General features: G+C 42.4%; 14 protein-coding genes. 1 reads left to right on the top strand and 13 read right to left on the bottom strand.

Going from position 1 to position 15,415, the window contains the following annotated elements; all coding sequences use genetic code 11:
• Nucleotides 1–7 precede the first annotated feature (7 nt).
• From CGSMWGV1500E_RS02160 to CGSMWGV1500E_RS02115, 10 genes are all read right to left on the bottom strand, one after another.
• Nucleotides 8–616 (bottom strand): recombinase family protein, encoded by a 609-nt coding sequence (locus tag CGSMWGV1500E_RS02160; RefSeq protein WP_004128639.1) that lies wholly within the window; start codon nt 614–616, stop codon nt 8–10.
• A gap of 417 nt (nt 617–1,033) precedes the next feature.
• Nucleotides 1,034–2,440, bottom strand: a complete 1,407-nt coding sequence (locus CGSMWGV1500E_RS02155) for a class I SAM-dependent RNA methyltransferase (protein WP_004128641.1) — start codon at nt 2,438–2,440, stop codon at nt 1,034–1,036.
• A 66-nt stretch (nt 2,441–2,506) separates the two neighbouring features.
• Nucleotides 2,507–3,271, bottom strand: coding sequence for a DUF3159 domain-containing protein (locus CGSMWGV1500E_RS02150; RefSeq protein ID WP_004128643.1), 765 nt, complete (start codon nt 3,269–3,271; stop codon nt 2,507–2,509).
• Between the two features lie 30 nt (nt 3,272–3,301).
• The gene (locus tag CGSMWGV1500E_RS02145; RefSeq protein WP_004128645.1) at nt 3,302–4,063 is read right to left on the bottom strand and encodes a DUF3710 domain-containing protein; all 762 of its coding nucleotides are present in this window, start codon (nt 4,061–4,063) and stop codon (nt 3,302–3,304) included.
• 155 nt (nt 4,064–4,218) lie between these two features.
• Nucleotides 4,219–5,085: an exodeoxyribonuclease III gene (locus CGSMWGV1500E_RS02140; RefSeq protein WP_004128646.1), complete on the bottom strand. Its 867-nt coding sequence runs from the start codon at nt 5,083–5,085 to the stop codon at nt 4,219–4,221.
• A gap of 137 nt (nt 5,086–5,222) precedes the next feature.
• Entirely contained in the window at nt 5,223–7,238 is a 2,016-nt protein-coding gene (locus CGSMWGV1500E_RS02135; RefSeq protein ID WP_004128648.1) for a dipeptide ABC transporter ATP-binding protein, read from the bottom strand.
• A 24-nt stretch (nt 7,239–7,262) separates the two neighbouring features.
• Complete coding sequence (locus tag CGSMWGV1500E_RS02130) at nt 7,263–8,240, bottom strand: ABC transporter permease (RefSeq protein WP_004128651.1); 978 nt, start codon at nt 8,238–8,240, stop codon at nt 7,263–7,265.
• Between the two features lie 14 nt (nt 8,241–8,254).
• Nucleotides 8,255–9,181, bottom strand: coding sequence for an ABC transporter permease (locus CGSMWGV1500E_RS02125; RefSeq protein ID WP_004128653.1), 927 nt, complete (start codon nt 9,179–9,181; stop codon nt 8,255–8,257).
• Nucleotides 9,182–9,394: 213 nt separating this feature from the next.
• Nucleotides 9,395–11,032 carry a peptide ABC transporter substrate-binding protein gene (locus CGSMWGV1500E_RS02120; protein WP_004128654.1) on the bottom strand — a complete coding sequence of 546 codons (1,638 nt, stop codon included), beginning with the start codon at nt 11,030–11,032 and terminating at the stop codon, nt 9,395–9,397.
• 382 nt (nt 11,033–11,414) lie between these two features.
• Nucleotides 11,415–12,383, bottom strand: a complete 969-nt coding sequence (locus CGSMWGV1500E_RS02115; protein ID WP_004128656.1) for a tyrosine recombinase XerC — start codon at nt 12,381–12,383, stop codon at nt 11,415–11,417.
• 78 nt (nt 12,384–12,461) lie between these two features.
• On the opposite strand from CGSMWGV1500E_RS02115, the gene CGSMWGV1500E_RS02110 reads away from it, so the two are divergent.
• Nucleotides 12,462–12,755: a DUF6725 family protein gene (locus CGSMWGV1500E_RS02110; RefSeq protein WP_004128657.1), complete on the top strand. Its 294-nt coding sequence runs from the start codon at nt 12,462–12,464 to the stop codon at nt 12,753–12,755.
• Nucleotides 12,756–12,793: 38 nt separating this feature from the next.
• Here the strand turns inward: CGSMWGV1500E_RS02110 and CGSMWGV1500E_RS02105 are convergent, their stop codons facing one another.
• The 3 genes from CGSMWGV1500E_RS02105 to CGSMWGV1500E_RS02095 all read right to left on the bottom strand — a co-directional run bounded on the left by CGSMWGV1500E_RS02105 (nt 12,794) and on the right by CGSMWGV1500E_RS02095 (nt 15,396).
• The gene (locus CGSMWGV1500E_RS02105) at nt 12,794–13,915 is read right to left on the bottom strand and encodes a prephenate dehydrogenase (protein ID WP_004128659.1); all 1,122 of its coding nucleotides are present in this window, start codon (nt 13,913–13,915) and stop codon (nt 12,794–12,796) included.
• Nucleotides 13,909–14,907 (bottom strand): prephenate dehydratase domain-containing protein, encoded by a 999-nt coding sequence (locus CGSMWGV1500E_RS02100; protein WP_004128661.1) that lies wholly within the window; start codon nt 14,905–14,907, stop codon nt 13,909–13,911. Before CGSMWGV1500E_RS02100 ends, CGSMWGV1500E_RS02105 begins: the two co-directional genes overlap by 7 nt.
• 81 nt (nt 14,908–14,988) lie before the next feature.
• Nucleotides 14,989–15,396, bottom strand: coding sequence for a hypothetical protein (locus CGSMWGV1500E_RS02095; RefSeq protein WP_004128663.1), 408 nt, complete (start codon nt 15,394–15,396; stop codon nt 14,989–14,991).
• Between the last annotated feature and the right edge of the window lie 19 nt (nt 15,397–15,415).

The following is a 15,415-nucleotide window of genomic DNA, read 5'->3' on the forward strand; positions in this document are numbered from 1 at the left end:
CCTAGATTTATTTACAAATTTTTTCAATTTTTCTTGCATGTAGCCACTTAGAAAAGGTAGTATGCGAAACAGAAAGCATTTCTGCACCCTCACGCAAATTTACCTGTCCACGCTGCCACCTAGTCGCCACAGCATAAAAATCATCAGGAAGCTCAATCTTTGCCCTACCAAACACCACACCTCTTTGTCTGGCAACACGAATCCCTTCCATCTGTCTTTGATGAATATTTTCTCGCTCAACTTGAGCAACATACGATAAAATCTGCAATACAAGATCGGCAATAAACTTACCTGTTACACCATTTACATGTTTTCTCGTATCCAGCAAAGGACAATCCAACACTACAATATTTGCTTCTTTTTCTTTCGTGATTTTGTTCCACTGCTCAATAATCTCATCATAGTTTCTACCTAAACGGTCAATCGACTTCACAAACAACTCATCACCAGATCTCAAACGTCTAAACAATCTCAAATAATTTCTACGGTTGAAATCCTTCCCTGATGCCTTGTCAACATAAATACAGCCTTTTCTAATGCCATTGTCTTCCAAGGCCTTAAACTGTCTGTCTACACACTGATCCTTTGTAGACACCCTCGCATACCCATAGCGCATACTTATTATCTACTCCTTTTTTGAACACCATTATTTCAAAAAAGAAAAGAATAATTCAGCATGAAGAATTATAAAACCCCACTTCATCAGCTGGGTGCAAAGTGGCGAATCGACTTGCATGAGCGATTAAATATAATTCGCGAATGCACTTCGATTCGCTGAGCTTGCTCAAAGTTGAAAGCACAGTGTGCTTTCAACGCAAGCGAAGTACGTTAACATCCTGTGCACTCAACCCTAGAGCGTAGACATGTTCCCTCATACAGCCAAACTGCGCTCAAAAATCACGAGAACCCAGCTTGAAGCCGCCACACGCTAAACCTTTTAACGATAGACTCTTAAGCCCATACACACAAAGCCTAAAATGCAGGAACTAGAATGCACGCAAGTAGGTGTCATCAAAACGATATCTCGAAACAGTCACGATTTGCAAAGGAACGCCACTGATTCTGTATGATGAGTGTTGGGATATATGTCGAACGCGCGCAAAGACTGAACGCTGTAGCCAAGCTCCTTAAACGTACCAACATCGCGAGCAAGACTAGTCGGATCGCAAGCAACATACACAACAGCTCTTGCTCCAGACTTCGCAATCTGCTTACAAACTTGAGCTTTAGCACCAGCGCGAGGAGGATCCAACACAACAACATCTGGATGCGCAAATCGGCGCACAATCTTAGACGACTTACTCGCCTTAAACACCTGCGATTCAAGCGTTTGTGCAACATCACCTTGCAAAGCTTCAACAACATCCCTGCTAAGCCCTGCGCGCCCAATGTTTCGCCTTGCGTTCTTTACAGCAATCGGCGCACCCTCAATGCTAAGCACGCGAGCTGGCTCTGCAGCGCCAGCGAAACCTGCAGCACCAGCAGCATCTCCGCCAACATTAGCCAAAGTCGCAAGCGGAATCGTAAACAAACCCGAACCAGAATACAAATCCCACAAAACCGTATTCTTAGTGCGACCACCAAGCGCAGAACGGACTAATCCCAAAACGTAGTTCACTAAATGCTCTGGAGCTGCGCGATGAATCTGCCAAAAACCGCGCGCGTCAACATCGTAGTCAAAAGTGCGCATACGCGATGAATCGCAAGCAGCCGCAACACGCACGCGCTCGCGCAACAAAGCCGAACCTGCAACCAACTCATCATTTACTATAAGCGCATAATTTTCGCCAATCGCACTAAGAAGCGCAGCCTTGTCATTAAAATCCAAACCATCAACCCTAGGCTCTGGAACAGCAAGGCGAATTTGCGCATTTGGCGAGAAAGAACGATTCCACAAGTCCAAAGAATCCGCAACTGCTAAAACCGCGCGCGACGCAAGTGGCATAGTATCAATCGCAATGCGATCATGCGACTCGCGCTTACGCATAGACAATCGGCCTTCATCATCCGCAACCAACTCCATGCGCGTACGCCAATTAAATCCGTTAAGCTCCTCGTCCCCTGGAATGCGCTCAACGTTAACATCACTATCCAAAACATCTATATGCGCTAAGCGCTGGAATTGATTGGCAATTACGGAAGCCTTCCAACGAATCTGACCAGGCAAAGAAACGTGAATTAAATCCGCGCCGCCAACTCCGCCGCCCTGAGCCAAAGGACCAGCGAGCTTCCATTGCGGCTCCACACGATCCGCACTAGGCTCCAAAACTTCTACAACTTCGCCGGTAAAAAAGTGCGCTTTTGCACGCATCGGCTCATCCATGCGCACAACAACCAGCTCACCAGGGAGCGCAAATCGCACGAATACAACGCGTCCGTCAAGATGACCTACACATCTTCCTTGATCCGCATATCTCTCGATTCGCATCGTCACTTGCATGTACTACCCCTTAGTTCTGCGTTTTGTTAAGCTGCTTTTCGTCACGCTAATCCTCTAACGCTGATTTTAGTTAATCTGACTTTCTCCGATTGGATTTACACCACTCTGCTTTTCGTCAATCTGCTTTTCGTTGCGATTTTTATGATGAAGTCGCATAAATGGAGTTGCAATAATCAAGTAAGAAACCCAAATCGCGAGCGCCCAGAACGGCAATCCCATAATCAAACGTACTGTGCCAAGCCACACAACGTGATTCGTCAAATATAGTGGCACTTGCAAAACAAGCCTCAGCGCAAAAACAGCAATCCACAATCCAGTAACATACATGTATGCTCGCTTAAGCGGCTTATAATCAAGCCATTCGTGCAGCCACTTGCCAAAATTTTCCGTAGGCATTTTGCGAATCGACTCAATCACAAGCCCAAGCGCTGGCACGCGCACAATCAGCGAAATCGCAAGAAGCACACCATACACAGCGTTTGTAATGAAGCCCATCATATAGTAGTCGCGCGCTTGATGGCTCGTCCACACCCAAATAAGGCAGATTCCAACGGAAACAAGTCCACTAATTGCTCCCATAAGCGACTGCTTCTGAATAAGACGAATCACAACTTGCAAAACAGCAAGAACAGCGGATGCAATAACAGTTGTATGCAAATTGTTTGTTACAACAAAGCAAATAACAAACAGCAAGCCTGGCAGCATGGATTCAATTACGCCTCGAACGCCACCTATGGAATCAATTACAGAAAAGTTTCTTCCATCAGAACCGATAGAGGCAAGGGAAGCAAGCCCAGAACTTTTTTTGCCATAAGCGTTATTTTTCTTCAAGACGATATCCTTATGCTACTTAACTTACTGCTATCTAACCTCAGAAAACATTGGTCCGCGAGAAAGCGTAGTTTTTACATCAACTTGCTGATCGTATCCTAAAGGCTTATCTTCTTTTTTTAAAGCGTCATCAGCATTTTCTTCAGATGAACTATTACTTTCATCATTATTTTCTTCTAATCTATGCGCTGATTCTTTTTCTTCACGAGTTAATGGCTCATGCATAGGAATAAGATCACGAGGCGCTAATGGTTCTTCACCGCGATTTACAACAATCCCCTTAAACCATTCGTCTAATTGCTTAGTTTCATTATTATTTTCTGCCAACTCTGTTGCTGCAGGCCCAGAAAATACTCCACGAAGCATCCAGCGAGGACCATCAACTCCAACGATACGAGTTGTAATACTCTTTTCTCCAACTTTTACAGGCAGCAAAAGTTCAGTTCCAAATTCGCCTTGTGCGGTGCAAGCTTGGCTATTCCCGTCAAGTAAGTCTTTGCATACTTCATTCCAAATACCAGTAGATTTCGGAGCAGCAAAAGCTTCAACTTCAACACTTGACGATCCGTAAGTTACTGTTGCGCCAATTACTTGATCATTTTCACGCTGCTTTTTTACGCGTAATTCTATACCTTGGAAATATGGAATATAAATTGAGCCAAAATCAAGATAATCACTGAAATCAGGAGCATCTTCATCGTTGAAATCCCATGGACCAGTTTTTAACTTTACAGCTTCATCTATATCTTTTGAAGATTCTACTTCTTTATTTCGGCCAAATAACCAGCCCATTATTCCTCATTTCTTAAAACAACAAGCACAACAATAAGCATAATGCTAATCGTCGTAAATTGCTCAACTTCACCAGATTATCACAAACAAAGCACTGAAAATATGCATATGAGCAAATGCTATTACTTTATTTATTTCAGTTATGTGATTAATAATCACACACCGTATTTTATGGTTAAAGGCGCGTGATCCGACCATCTTGCCTCATAACTTTCAGCCCGATCAATCACAAAGCCACAAGCGCTTTCTGCAATTTCTGGCGTTGCAAACTGATAGTCTAATCTCCAACCAACGTTATTGTCGAAAGCTTTGCCGCGCTGACTCCACCAAGTGTATGGTCCTTGAATATCTCCCGCAAGCATGCGCATAACGTCCACAAATTCATACTCGTTAATCCAGCGGTCAATATACGCGCGTTCCTCCGGCAAAAATCCTGCACTTTTTTCATTTGCTTTAGCGTTTTTAATATCTAACGGCGTATGCGCAATATTAAAATCACCGCACAAAATCGCTTGATTTCCGCCACTTGCAGCAATATCTCTAAGCTCCCCCAAGCGAATAAGCATTGTGTCTAAGAAGCGGAATTTTTGCTGCATTTTTTGCGGATCATCCACGTTTCCAGCGTGAACATACACTGAAGCAATAGTAATTTCATACCCTTCAGGAGTACGAACGTCAGTTTCAACCCATCGCCCAGAATCAACATCATCACTTAAGCCGGGCAAACCGTATCGTTTTTCAATTACAGGAAGTGATGTTACTAGCGCTACCCCAGCTCGACCTTTTATGCGGCAAACTTCGTTTGCATAAGTAAAATTATCGTTTTCTACAGGATTTGAGATATTTTCAGACGCGCGATATCCCATTTCAATTTTTGTCATAATTGGGTCGATTGCATCCTGCGGAGCGCGCACTTCTTGCATACACCACACGTCAGGAGTGTGAGAATCGGACCAGTCAAGCATCCCCTTACGCTCGGCCGCACGAATACCATTTAAGTTTGAAGTAGTAATTGTGATCATAAATCTAACTCTAATATGCGCGTTACACAAATATGCACGCTACGTAAAACAAAAAATAAGGTGCAGAAATTTATAAACCTAGTTATTAACCAAGTTATAAACTCTGCACCTTTTATTATTAGCTTGTATTATTTAATTTAATCTAATCCAAGCTCCAAGTTTCCACCAGGAATTGCGTCGAGAAGATCACGAGTATATTCCTTTTGAGGATGATCAAACACTTCGTCGGTTGTAGCGTGCTCAACAAGCTTGCCGTGCTGCATAACAACAACCTCGTCCGCAATCTGACGAACCACTGCCAAATCGTGAGTGATGAACAAGTAGCTCAATCCGCGCTCCGCTTGCAAATCGTTAAGCAAATGCAAAACCTGATCTTGCACAAGCACATCCAAAGCCGACACAGCTTCGTCGCAAACGATAACGTCCGGATCCAATGCCATTGCGCGCGCGATTGCAATGCGCTGACGCTGACCGCCTGAAAGCTCGTTCGGGAAGCGAGTCATAACAGAAGCAGGCATACGAACCATGTCCAAGAGTTCACGCACACGATTCTGGCGGCTCTTTTTATCACCAATCTTATGAATTCGCAAAGGCTCTTCAATAGAACGATAAATCGAATACATTGGGTCAAGCGAACCATAAGGATTCTGAAACACTGGCTGAACATGACGGCGGAAATCAAGCAAATCCGCACCCTTTAAGTCAGCAATATTCTTGCCTTCGTAAGTAACAGTTCCGCTTGTTGGATTAAGAAGTCGCAAAACCATGTTTGCAACAGTAGACTTACCAGAACCGGATTCACCCACAATTGCCAACGTTGTTCCGCGTTTAATAGAGAACGAAACATCGTCAACAGCTTTGAAAAGCTCCTTCTTGCGAGGAAGCTTAAACTCTCGGGTTAAGTGATCGACTGTAATAATATGCTCACTCTTTTCAAGAGTTTGCTCACCTACTACGTGATGCTCAAGCAAATTATCCGCGTTACCACCATGCTCCTTAACGGAAATGATTCGTTGAGAAGCAAGACTTGGAGCGGCAGCAACAAGTCGCTTAGTATAAGGATGCTGTGGATGCTGCAAAACGTCCAAAGATGGACCAGATTCAACAACACGACCCTTATACATAACAACAACGTGCTGTGCGCGAGCTGCGGCCAAACCTAAATCGTGAGTAATGAACAGAACGGAAGTTCCGAGCGAATCAGTAAGCGTATGCAAATGGTCAAGAATGCGCTTTTGCACGGTAACGTCGAGTGCGGAAGTTGGCTCATCTGCAATCAGCAAATCTGGACGGCAAGCCAAGCCAATGGCAATTAACGCACGCTGACGCATGCCACCAGAGAACTCGTGCGGGAACTGACGTGCTCGAGTTGCAGCATCAGGCAAACCAGCCTCATCAAGTAAACCTGCAATACGGTCGTCAACATTAGCGCCAACAACATACTTTTTGGCAATTTCCCAAGCTTTGTCGTCGTTCACACCGTACTTGATTAAATCGTCTGCAACGCGCCAACGAGTTTCAGAACCTGGAACCCACTCTTTTTTGTAGTAGCCCATGGCTTCATTCATCTTGAATTCATCAAGTCCGATTTCTGCCAAAGACTTGCGTGCAACTTCCATCAATTCTGGTAATTCTTTAGAACCGAGGAACGTTTCGTCCTCATTGCTTTTAACTTCTACAGCATCACCTGCAAGAGCTTCCGCAAGAGCAGAACGCTTCTCATGGCTTACGTCAACACCATTTGCAAGAAGAGCTTCTTTAACCTGTGTACCAATACGCCAAACAGGGTTCAAGTTACTCATAGGATCCTGAGGTACCAAGCCCATTGCAGTACCGCGCAAAGAAGCAAACTCTTTTGGCTTTAATTTGCTAATTTCTTGGCCATTAAGCTTAATAGAGCCGCCCGTAACATGACCTGTTCCTGGAAGCAAACCCAAAACTGCCATTGCAGAAGTGGACTTTCCAGAACCAGACTCACCTACGATTGCAACCCACTGGCCGGGATATACGCTAAAGCTTGCATCTCGAACAGCGTGAACAGCTTTCTTAGAATCAGTAGTGAAATCAACCTGAAGATTTTTCACTTCAAGCAATGGACCTTGCTCACGCTGCATAGCGAGAGCGTCTACATTTTTATGCGTTGAAATGCTCATAAGTTTTATTCCTCCACGCTAACTTCACGCCTTACGGCTCTTTGGATCCAACGCATCCTTTACAGCGTCACCCATCATAATGAAGGTAAGAACTGTAATAGCAAGCGCAAATGACGGATAGAACAATACTTCTGGACTATTATTGAAGTACCTGCTGTAAGTAGCAATATCTCCACCCCAGCTCACTGTAGTAGTTGGCAAACCAATACCGAGGAAGCTAAGTGTTGCTTCCAACACGATGTAGGAGCCGAGAGAAGTTGTGCCAACAACAATGATTGGAGCCAAAGAGTTTGGAATAATATGCCTAAAGAGATTTCGTATAGGCCTAGATCCTAAAGCTGTAGAAGCTGTGTTAAATTCTAGATTCTTTGATTCCATAACAGCACTTCTAGCTATTCGAGCAACACTAACCCAACCGAATAGAACCATAACTAGAATTATCTTCCACATTGATTTTGTGGTTCTAAACATTTGGAGAACAACTATAGCGCCAAGAAGCATAGGCAAAGCCAAGAAGATGTCGGTAATGCGGCTAAGAACAGCATCAACCCAACCTCCGAAGAAGCCTGCAATAGCGCCAATTAAAGAACCAACTAAAACAACCAAAGCTGTAGCAATTATGCCGATTGTTACAGAAGTACGAGTTCCGTATACTACACGAGCGTAAATATCGCATCCCTGCTTATCAAATCCAAGAGGATGACCATGAGAACTTGGCATCAAAGAGTTATTAAGTACGCAATACATAGGATCTTGCTTAACAAGCAATCCTGGGAATAATGCAATAAATAAAATTGCAATAATCAATATTGCGGAAATAATAAACAAAGGATTTCGTCTCAAAGTACGCCAAGCATCAGCCCACATGCTCGTAGCAGGAGCAGACTCGTCAACGGAATCAACTTCTTGTAACGGAGTTTCATCCAAGGAAGCAACATAACGTTCCTGTCCTGGAAGAGCAATATCTGCAGCAGTCAAATTTTCCTCAACTTTTTCTTGCATAATTATGCTTCTCCTTACGCGTAACGAATTCGCGGATCAAGAGCCGCGTACAAGATATCAACAAGTAAATTACTGACTACGAAAATCAGCATAAGCAAGGTAACTACAGAAACTACCAGGTTGCTTTCACCCTTCAAAATACCTTGATAAGTAAGGAAGCCAATACCGTGAATATTAAATATTGTTTCTGTAATCATTGCGCCGCCCATAAGAGCGCCTAAATCCTGGCCTAGGAACGTTACAACTGGGATTAAAGAGTTTCGAAGAATGTGTCGAATAATAACAGCGCCTTCTTTTAAGCCTTTAGCGCGAGCTGTGCGAACATAGTCGAGCGCAATATTTGACGAAACTTCAGACCTTGTAAGTCGAATTACATATGCCATAGATACAGATCCAAGAACCATTGCAGGAGTGAGCATATCTAAGAATCCAGGATCATTACTTACATTAGGAGGGAGAATATGCCACTTAATACCAAGCAAATACTGCATAGCATAACCAGTTACGAAGGTTGGTACAGAAATAAGAAGCAGAGAAACAATAAGAATTACGCTATCGTACCATTTGCCTTTTTTAAGACCAGAAATAATACCGAAAGTTACACCGAACAGCGCTTCAAATGCAAACGCCATAACAGCAAGCTGAATGGTTACCGGGAATGCACGACCAATTTCATCAATAACAGGCTGACCTGCAAAGGTTTGGCCAAAGTCAAGAGTAAGCGCATTCTTTAAGAACAGTAAATATTGAATAATAAATGGTTTATCTAAATTATAATTAGCTCGAATTTGTGCTGCGACAGCAGGATTAACTGGTTTATCGCCAAACATTGCATTTACCGGATCACCCGGCAAAGCAAATACTAAAGCATAAACCAATAATGTTGTGCCGAGAACAACAGGAATCATCTGCAAAATTCGACGCAGAATGTACTTACCCATCGGCTTCTCCTTGAATTGTTAACAATTACTCGCAAAAACAACAAAGTGCCACTCCAGTTAAAGAAATTTTTGGATTAATTCCTTCATTCCTTCAACTGGAGTAGCAATTTCGCTATACGCGATATTAAATTATTGAGAGGTGATATCAGAATTAAGTATTTTTCTGAATATCATGAAATTAATTTATATAAACTCCATATGAAGATTTAAATCTTACTTATGAAGCTGGTAGTACAGTGGCATGTTCTGCCAATCCATTACGAATCCCTTCAAATTGTGATTCATAACAGCCTTAGCATTCATGTAAAGCAGTGGTACAGATGGAAGATCCTCAAGAAGAGTTTCGCCAGCCTGATGATAAAGCTTAGTTGCTTCGCTTGCATCGGAAGATGCAGTAGCCTTAGTAAGCAATTCATCAAACTTTGGATTCTTGTAATCGCCATCATTAGAACCATTGCCATCAGCTGCAACAGAAGCAAACTGCTGAGTCAAGTATTTTTCTGGGCTTGGATAATCTGGCATCCAGCCTGCACGCCATGCGCCCTTAACCTTACGCTTGGTGCATGCATCGCGGAACTCCTGGAAGGTTGGGATTGGCGTAGTTTCTGCCTTAACACCCAAATTGTTCTTCACATAGTTCACAACTGCATCGAACACAGACTTAGCAACAGCGTTATCAGCATTGTAGGTGAAGGTAAGAGGACCATCATACTTGGAAATAGCATCTGCCTTAGCCCACAATTCCTTAGCCTTCTTTGCATCGAACTTCAAATGCTCGCTACCCTTCAACTTAGGATCATAGCCTGGGGTCTTTGGAGAAGTGAAGTCGTTAGCAGGAGCAGCAGTCTTGTTCAGCACCTTTTCAGCAATTGCCTTACGATCGATAGACATGGAAACTGCTTGACGACGCAAGCGGCCTTCCTCAGTCTTAACATCGAAGTGTGGGAGGCTGGAAGCAATAGTGAATTGAAGAATTACAGAACCAGGCTTGTTGTAAGCAGTGATTGTGCTATCGCTCTGGAAGTTGCTGGTTTCAGTATCTGGAATGTTATCGGTCATATCGAGGTTGCCGGACTGTACGTCACGGTAAGCAGCATTACCATCGGTGTAAATCTTGAAGGTAACGCCATCATTCTGAGCCTTGCGAGGGCCTTCGTAAGCTGGGTTCTTCACAACTTCAATCTGCCTGTTGTGATCCCAAGACTTGAACAAGTATGGACCGGAGGAAACAGGCTTTTCACCATAAGCCTTTGGATCCTTGTAGAAGGATTCTGGAAGTGGAGCGAATGCCAAGTAGCCAACCTTAATTGGGAACACGGAATCTGGCTGCTTCAAATCAACGGTAAAGGTGTTCTTATCTACAACCTTCAAACCGGAAAGCTGTTCGTCGCCCTTTAAGCCATCCTTCTGCAATTCGTCATAACCCTTAATGGTCTGGAAGAAGGAAGCGCACTTCTGTGCATTCTTAGCGTTAGCAACAAAGCTCCAAGCCTTGGTGAAGCTTTCAGCGGTAACAGGAGTACCATCGCTGAACTTCTTGCCTTCCTTAAGCTTAACAGTGTACTGAGTTGCGTCTGCGTTTGGAGTCACGCTTTCAGCATCCTCGTTTACCGGATTGCCCTTTTCATCAAAAGTGATCAACGTTGAGTTGACCAACATAGCAGGACGTGCACCAGCGTTTTCGTTAATGTTGCCAGGCACCAATTCATTCTGTGGCTCAGTGTTATTTACGGTAATAATAACTTTTCCACCGTTTGTTTGCGCAGTCTTCGAAGCAGATGAGCCGCAACCACCAAGCAACATGGCCAGCGAGCAGGCCGCAGCAGCAAAAGCTAAAGCCTTATTCTTCATATTTATTCTCCTAACGTCTGGTAGGCAGGATGCTATATCAATACAAAAAGCCAAGTCATGAATAAAATAAATCCATCTAGTTTTATTGCCAGATGGATTTTTTTAGCCAATGACAAGGCCTCTTCGTTGATTAAAATTCAATAATACGTATTTTTGCAAACAATGCAAGAGAATAAGTAAATTGTAAAATTTATTGTTTATATATAAAAATTACTGATTAAAACACCATTTTTTCGCGTAAAAACCAAAAAAATTACTATTTTATCAATAAATTTTACTGTTTTTTACTAATTTAGATATATTACATATATGTAAATTATGTAATATATTATGTAAAGGCTTTGTTAATTAGCGAAAAGTTATGTATTTATTATACAGATAATTAAGCACGCGGAAAAGCTTGTAAATAGCGCTGTTTCAACGCTTCTATAGATACATGCGTATAGCGTTGAGTAGTGTTAAGCGAAGAATGACCCAACAATTCTTGCACTTCGCGCAAATCTGCTCCACCGTTAAGCATGTGTGTAGCCGCACTGTGGCGCAAAGAGTGCGGAGAAATATCCGGCACATGCGCACTTTTAGCCGCATCATGAACTACTTGTCTTACTAATCGCTGATCAATGCGCTTCCCACGAGCGCCAAGAAATATTGCAGTTTGTGCAGAATCTTTCAATAAAATTTTTCGCCCGCTCTCTGAAAGCCATTCAGACAAAGCTTTTGCGGCCGGAATCCCAAAAGGAACAACGCGCTGCTTATTTCCCTTACCTGTAACTTTTATAGTATGCGATGAAAAATTAATATCTTGAATGTTCAAGCCAGTAAGCTCACCAACGCGAATGCCGGTGGCATATAAAAGCTCAATAATTGCAGCATTGCGAAGTTCAACAGCTTTCTGATTTTTATTACACGAAGATGAATCATTAGCTTTAGAATCAATATTATTCATTAGCGCTTCTGCCTGAGACTCATCTAAAACAGATGGAAGAACATTCTTAATTTTTGGAGTCATCAAAATTTCTGCAGGATCACTATTTATAAACCCAACATGCTGGCACCATGCGAAAAATCCGCGCACCGCAACAACTTTTCTAGCCAAGCTTGAACGAGCATGATTTCTAGAAGCGTCTGCCATCCAAGAGCGCAAATCATCCGTAGTAAGATCTGAAATATTTTTAAAACCATGACGATTACACCATGATAAGCACTGTTTAATATCAATTGTGTAAGCTCGATTCGTGCGCTCCCCCAAGCCCTTATTCGCGCTCACATACGTAATGTAATCATCTACTAAACTCGCATATTGGGCAGGAAAATTTACGAAACTATTGGAAGCCACTCGCTTATTTTCCATGCTTAATCACCCTTGCGTAACTTTATAAACGTTTGCCATACGCGTCAGCCACATGCATAATACAACAAGGAGCATGTTATGGAAACACGTATAAAAAACTTGACTACACTACCACAGCGAATACCTGCAGGCACGCGCATAGTAGTAAGAACATACAAAATTATAGAAGAAAATAACGATGGAGTGCAAAAAATCGAGTATCATGATGCGATTGGGCACGTACTCGAGTGGGATGGAGAAACGCTTCACTTACTTCGAGATCCTGCAGCAAACGGCACTAGAGCTGCCGAAGAAATGTTCATTGATGCCAGAACAATTGCACGCTTAAAGCCAATTCCGGAACGCAAATTCCAAAAGCCGCTTAAAATATAGACATTAAAACTCGCGCAACAGCAAGCAAGGAACTCACATTATAAGTTGTTTAGCGAACTATCTGCACGCAATAGTAGTTGCGAAGATTCGTTGGTATTAAATCCGCAGATTTCAACAATAGATTCACCTAAGCGCGCTGAATCCAGCAAATCTTTCTGCCAATTGCTGCTGGAAACATACTTCCACAATCTAATATTTGCATCATCTATTTGATTCGTATCATCGCTTTGATTCGTATCATCGCTTTGATTCGTATTAGTTTTAGACGATTTGCGCTGCTGATATTTATATTCTCGCCACGATTGAGCTTTAGCAAAAAACTCTTGCTCATCATCGTCAGCAAGTTGCTCATCTTTATCCAACATATTTGCAGCAAAAGTTAGCTCAGAAATTACAGAACGCAATAATTTCGCAGTATTATGACGATTTTCGCTTACCATTGCGCGCGTGCGTTGAGGATCCGTAAGAGCAACGCGCGTCATATCTCGCCAAGAGCCTGCAGATAATTGCAAAGCAATAGCGCGGTTAGACTGTTCACATAATACGTTTGCAAGAGCTGTTGCAACAACGTGAGGCATGTGAGAAATAAGAGCTGCAGACTTATCGTGCGTTTCATCGTCTAAAACTATTGCACGATTCTTGCATAGCGAAACAATCATTCGTAAAACATTGCTAACTCGCCAAAACTCAGTGTTGTTATCAACAGTTAAAGCCCACAAAGCACCATTTAAAAGCTCAGCACTAGAAGCTTTCCAACCAGTAAATTCACTACCCGCCATAGGATGCGCACCAACGTAACAATCCTGCAAACCTGCCGCAGCAACTTGCTCACGAACTAAAGCTTTTACACTACCAACATCGCTAATAGTTGTACGAGATTTGTCAACATAAGGTGCGATTTCCTGCAAAATACTTGGCATAGAAGATAGAGAATTGCACAAAATTAGGACGTTTGGGCGAAGCTTAGCTAAATCTTGCACATTTTCTACGCAGTCAATTCCTAAATTTTCAGCTTCTTCGTATGGATTATGATGACGATTCCACGCATAAACGCTACATTCAGGCAATTTTGCAAGTCTTTTTGCAAGAGATCCACCAATAAGACCAAGACCTACAATACCAACAGAAAAATTTTGAGAAAATTCAGCGTTCTCTACCATAATAATTCTCTTTCTGCCTGCATTACGTTCAAATTGCGCAAAGAATCAACCGAAGGATCAACACACACTCCGCCATTAGGAAGCATCCAATCGTTCATCACGGGATTATTGCGCTTCTCAGAAGGATACACTGCTAAGACTCGAACCCAATCTCCATGCTCAAGAACCTCTTGAATCATATCTTTACACATAGAATCCCAAGGGGCAGAATCAACTGTTGCAATAAAACTGTATAAACCATCCTGCCCTTTAATCGGTCTAGACATAAAAGAAGTCATATTAAGACCATGATCACGAACAACGTCAAGCAAATTTGCTAGCACGCCAGCGCCTGTGCAACGCGGAATAAAAGCAATAATTGATGAAAATGATGAAAAGTTTTCACGCTGAATATTAACAAAATCTAAAACCTCATCTCGAGGAGCTAATACTAAAAACTCAGTGCGCGCACCGGAAAAATCTTCAACACCTTCGCTCACAATCCGCCTATTGTATAAATCTGCACAAATTCTAGGGCATAAAGCAACTTCGCCAGGAACTAAATCTCTACAGGCAGCAGCGTTTGAAGACGCAGTTTTTTCTTGCAACCCGCGCTCTTGAACAAACTTACGGCATTGCGCCAGCGCGTGAGGGTGAGCAACAATAGTCGAACAGTTATCAATTGAATCTGACTTGCAAATAACAGCATCAAAACTAATATCAACGCCTACGCGAGCAATGCCAACCATATTTTTTGCATCGATTAGTAAATCTAAATTAGGTATTACAACGCCTTCAATATTGTTTTCCCACGCAATAACACCCCAATGGTTATGCTCTTCAATTTCACTAGCAATGCTAAGAACATTTTCGCAAGCAGTTGGAATAAGTTGCAAATTATCAAATGATTGTAACTGCTGTTGAACTTTTAAAGCAGCTTGATGAGTAAAAGAACCTTCCGGCCCTAAATAACATAATTTACGAGCACTATTACTGTTCTTATTACTATCCATGACTATTTCCTTAAAGACCACTGTAAAAAATACTGTCAAAACTATTGTAAAGACTACTGTAAATTCTTTACTTATTTAACACTATTCAACAACAAACCAACGCTGAGGCATACAAAGCAAAATTGCGTGAGCAATAAGAATGCCATAAAGCCAAAAATACCCAACGTATTTCACACACCAAGGCATAGGAATAGTAAATCCTACAGGAACAAGAATTGCACTACCAATAAAACCAAGCGCTAGAATCCATACAACAGAAGAAAAAACTACTGCGTGAATAAATAATCCCCACCATCCACTACGAGCTCTGGAACACCAAGCAGAAAGCGCAAGTAATATTATGGCAACAACAAAACCATATGGCAAATTATCCATTGCTCCAGCACGATGCACAAAAGTTCCAATTAGCGCACATATTGCAGAAGAAACACACGTGGTCGCATACCTACCCCATAAAGGTAAGCGATGCGACCACGGTTTTGCTGTCATAATAAATCAGCCTTAATTT

The sequence above is a fragment of the Gardnerella vaginalis 1500E genome (assembly GCF_000263595.1).
Lineage (GTDB): Bacteria > Actinomycetota > Actinomycetes > Actinomycetales > Bifidobacteriaceae > Bifidobacterium > Bifidobacterium vaginale_E.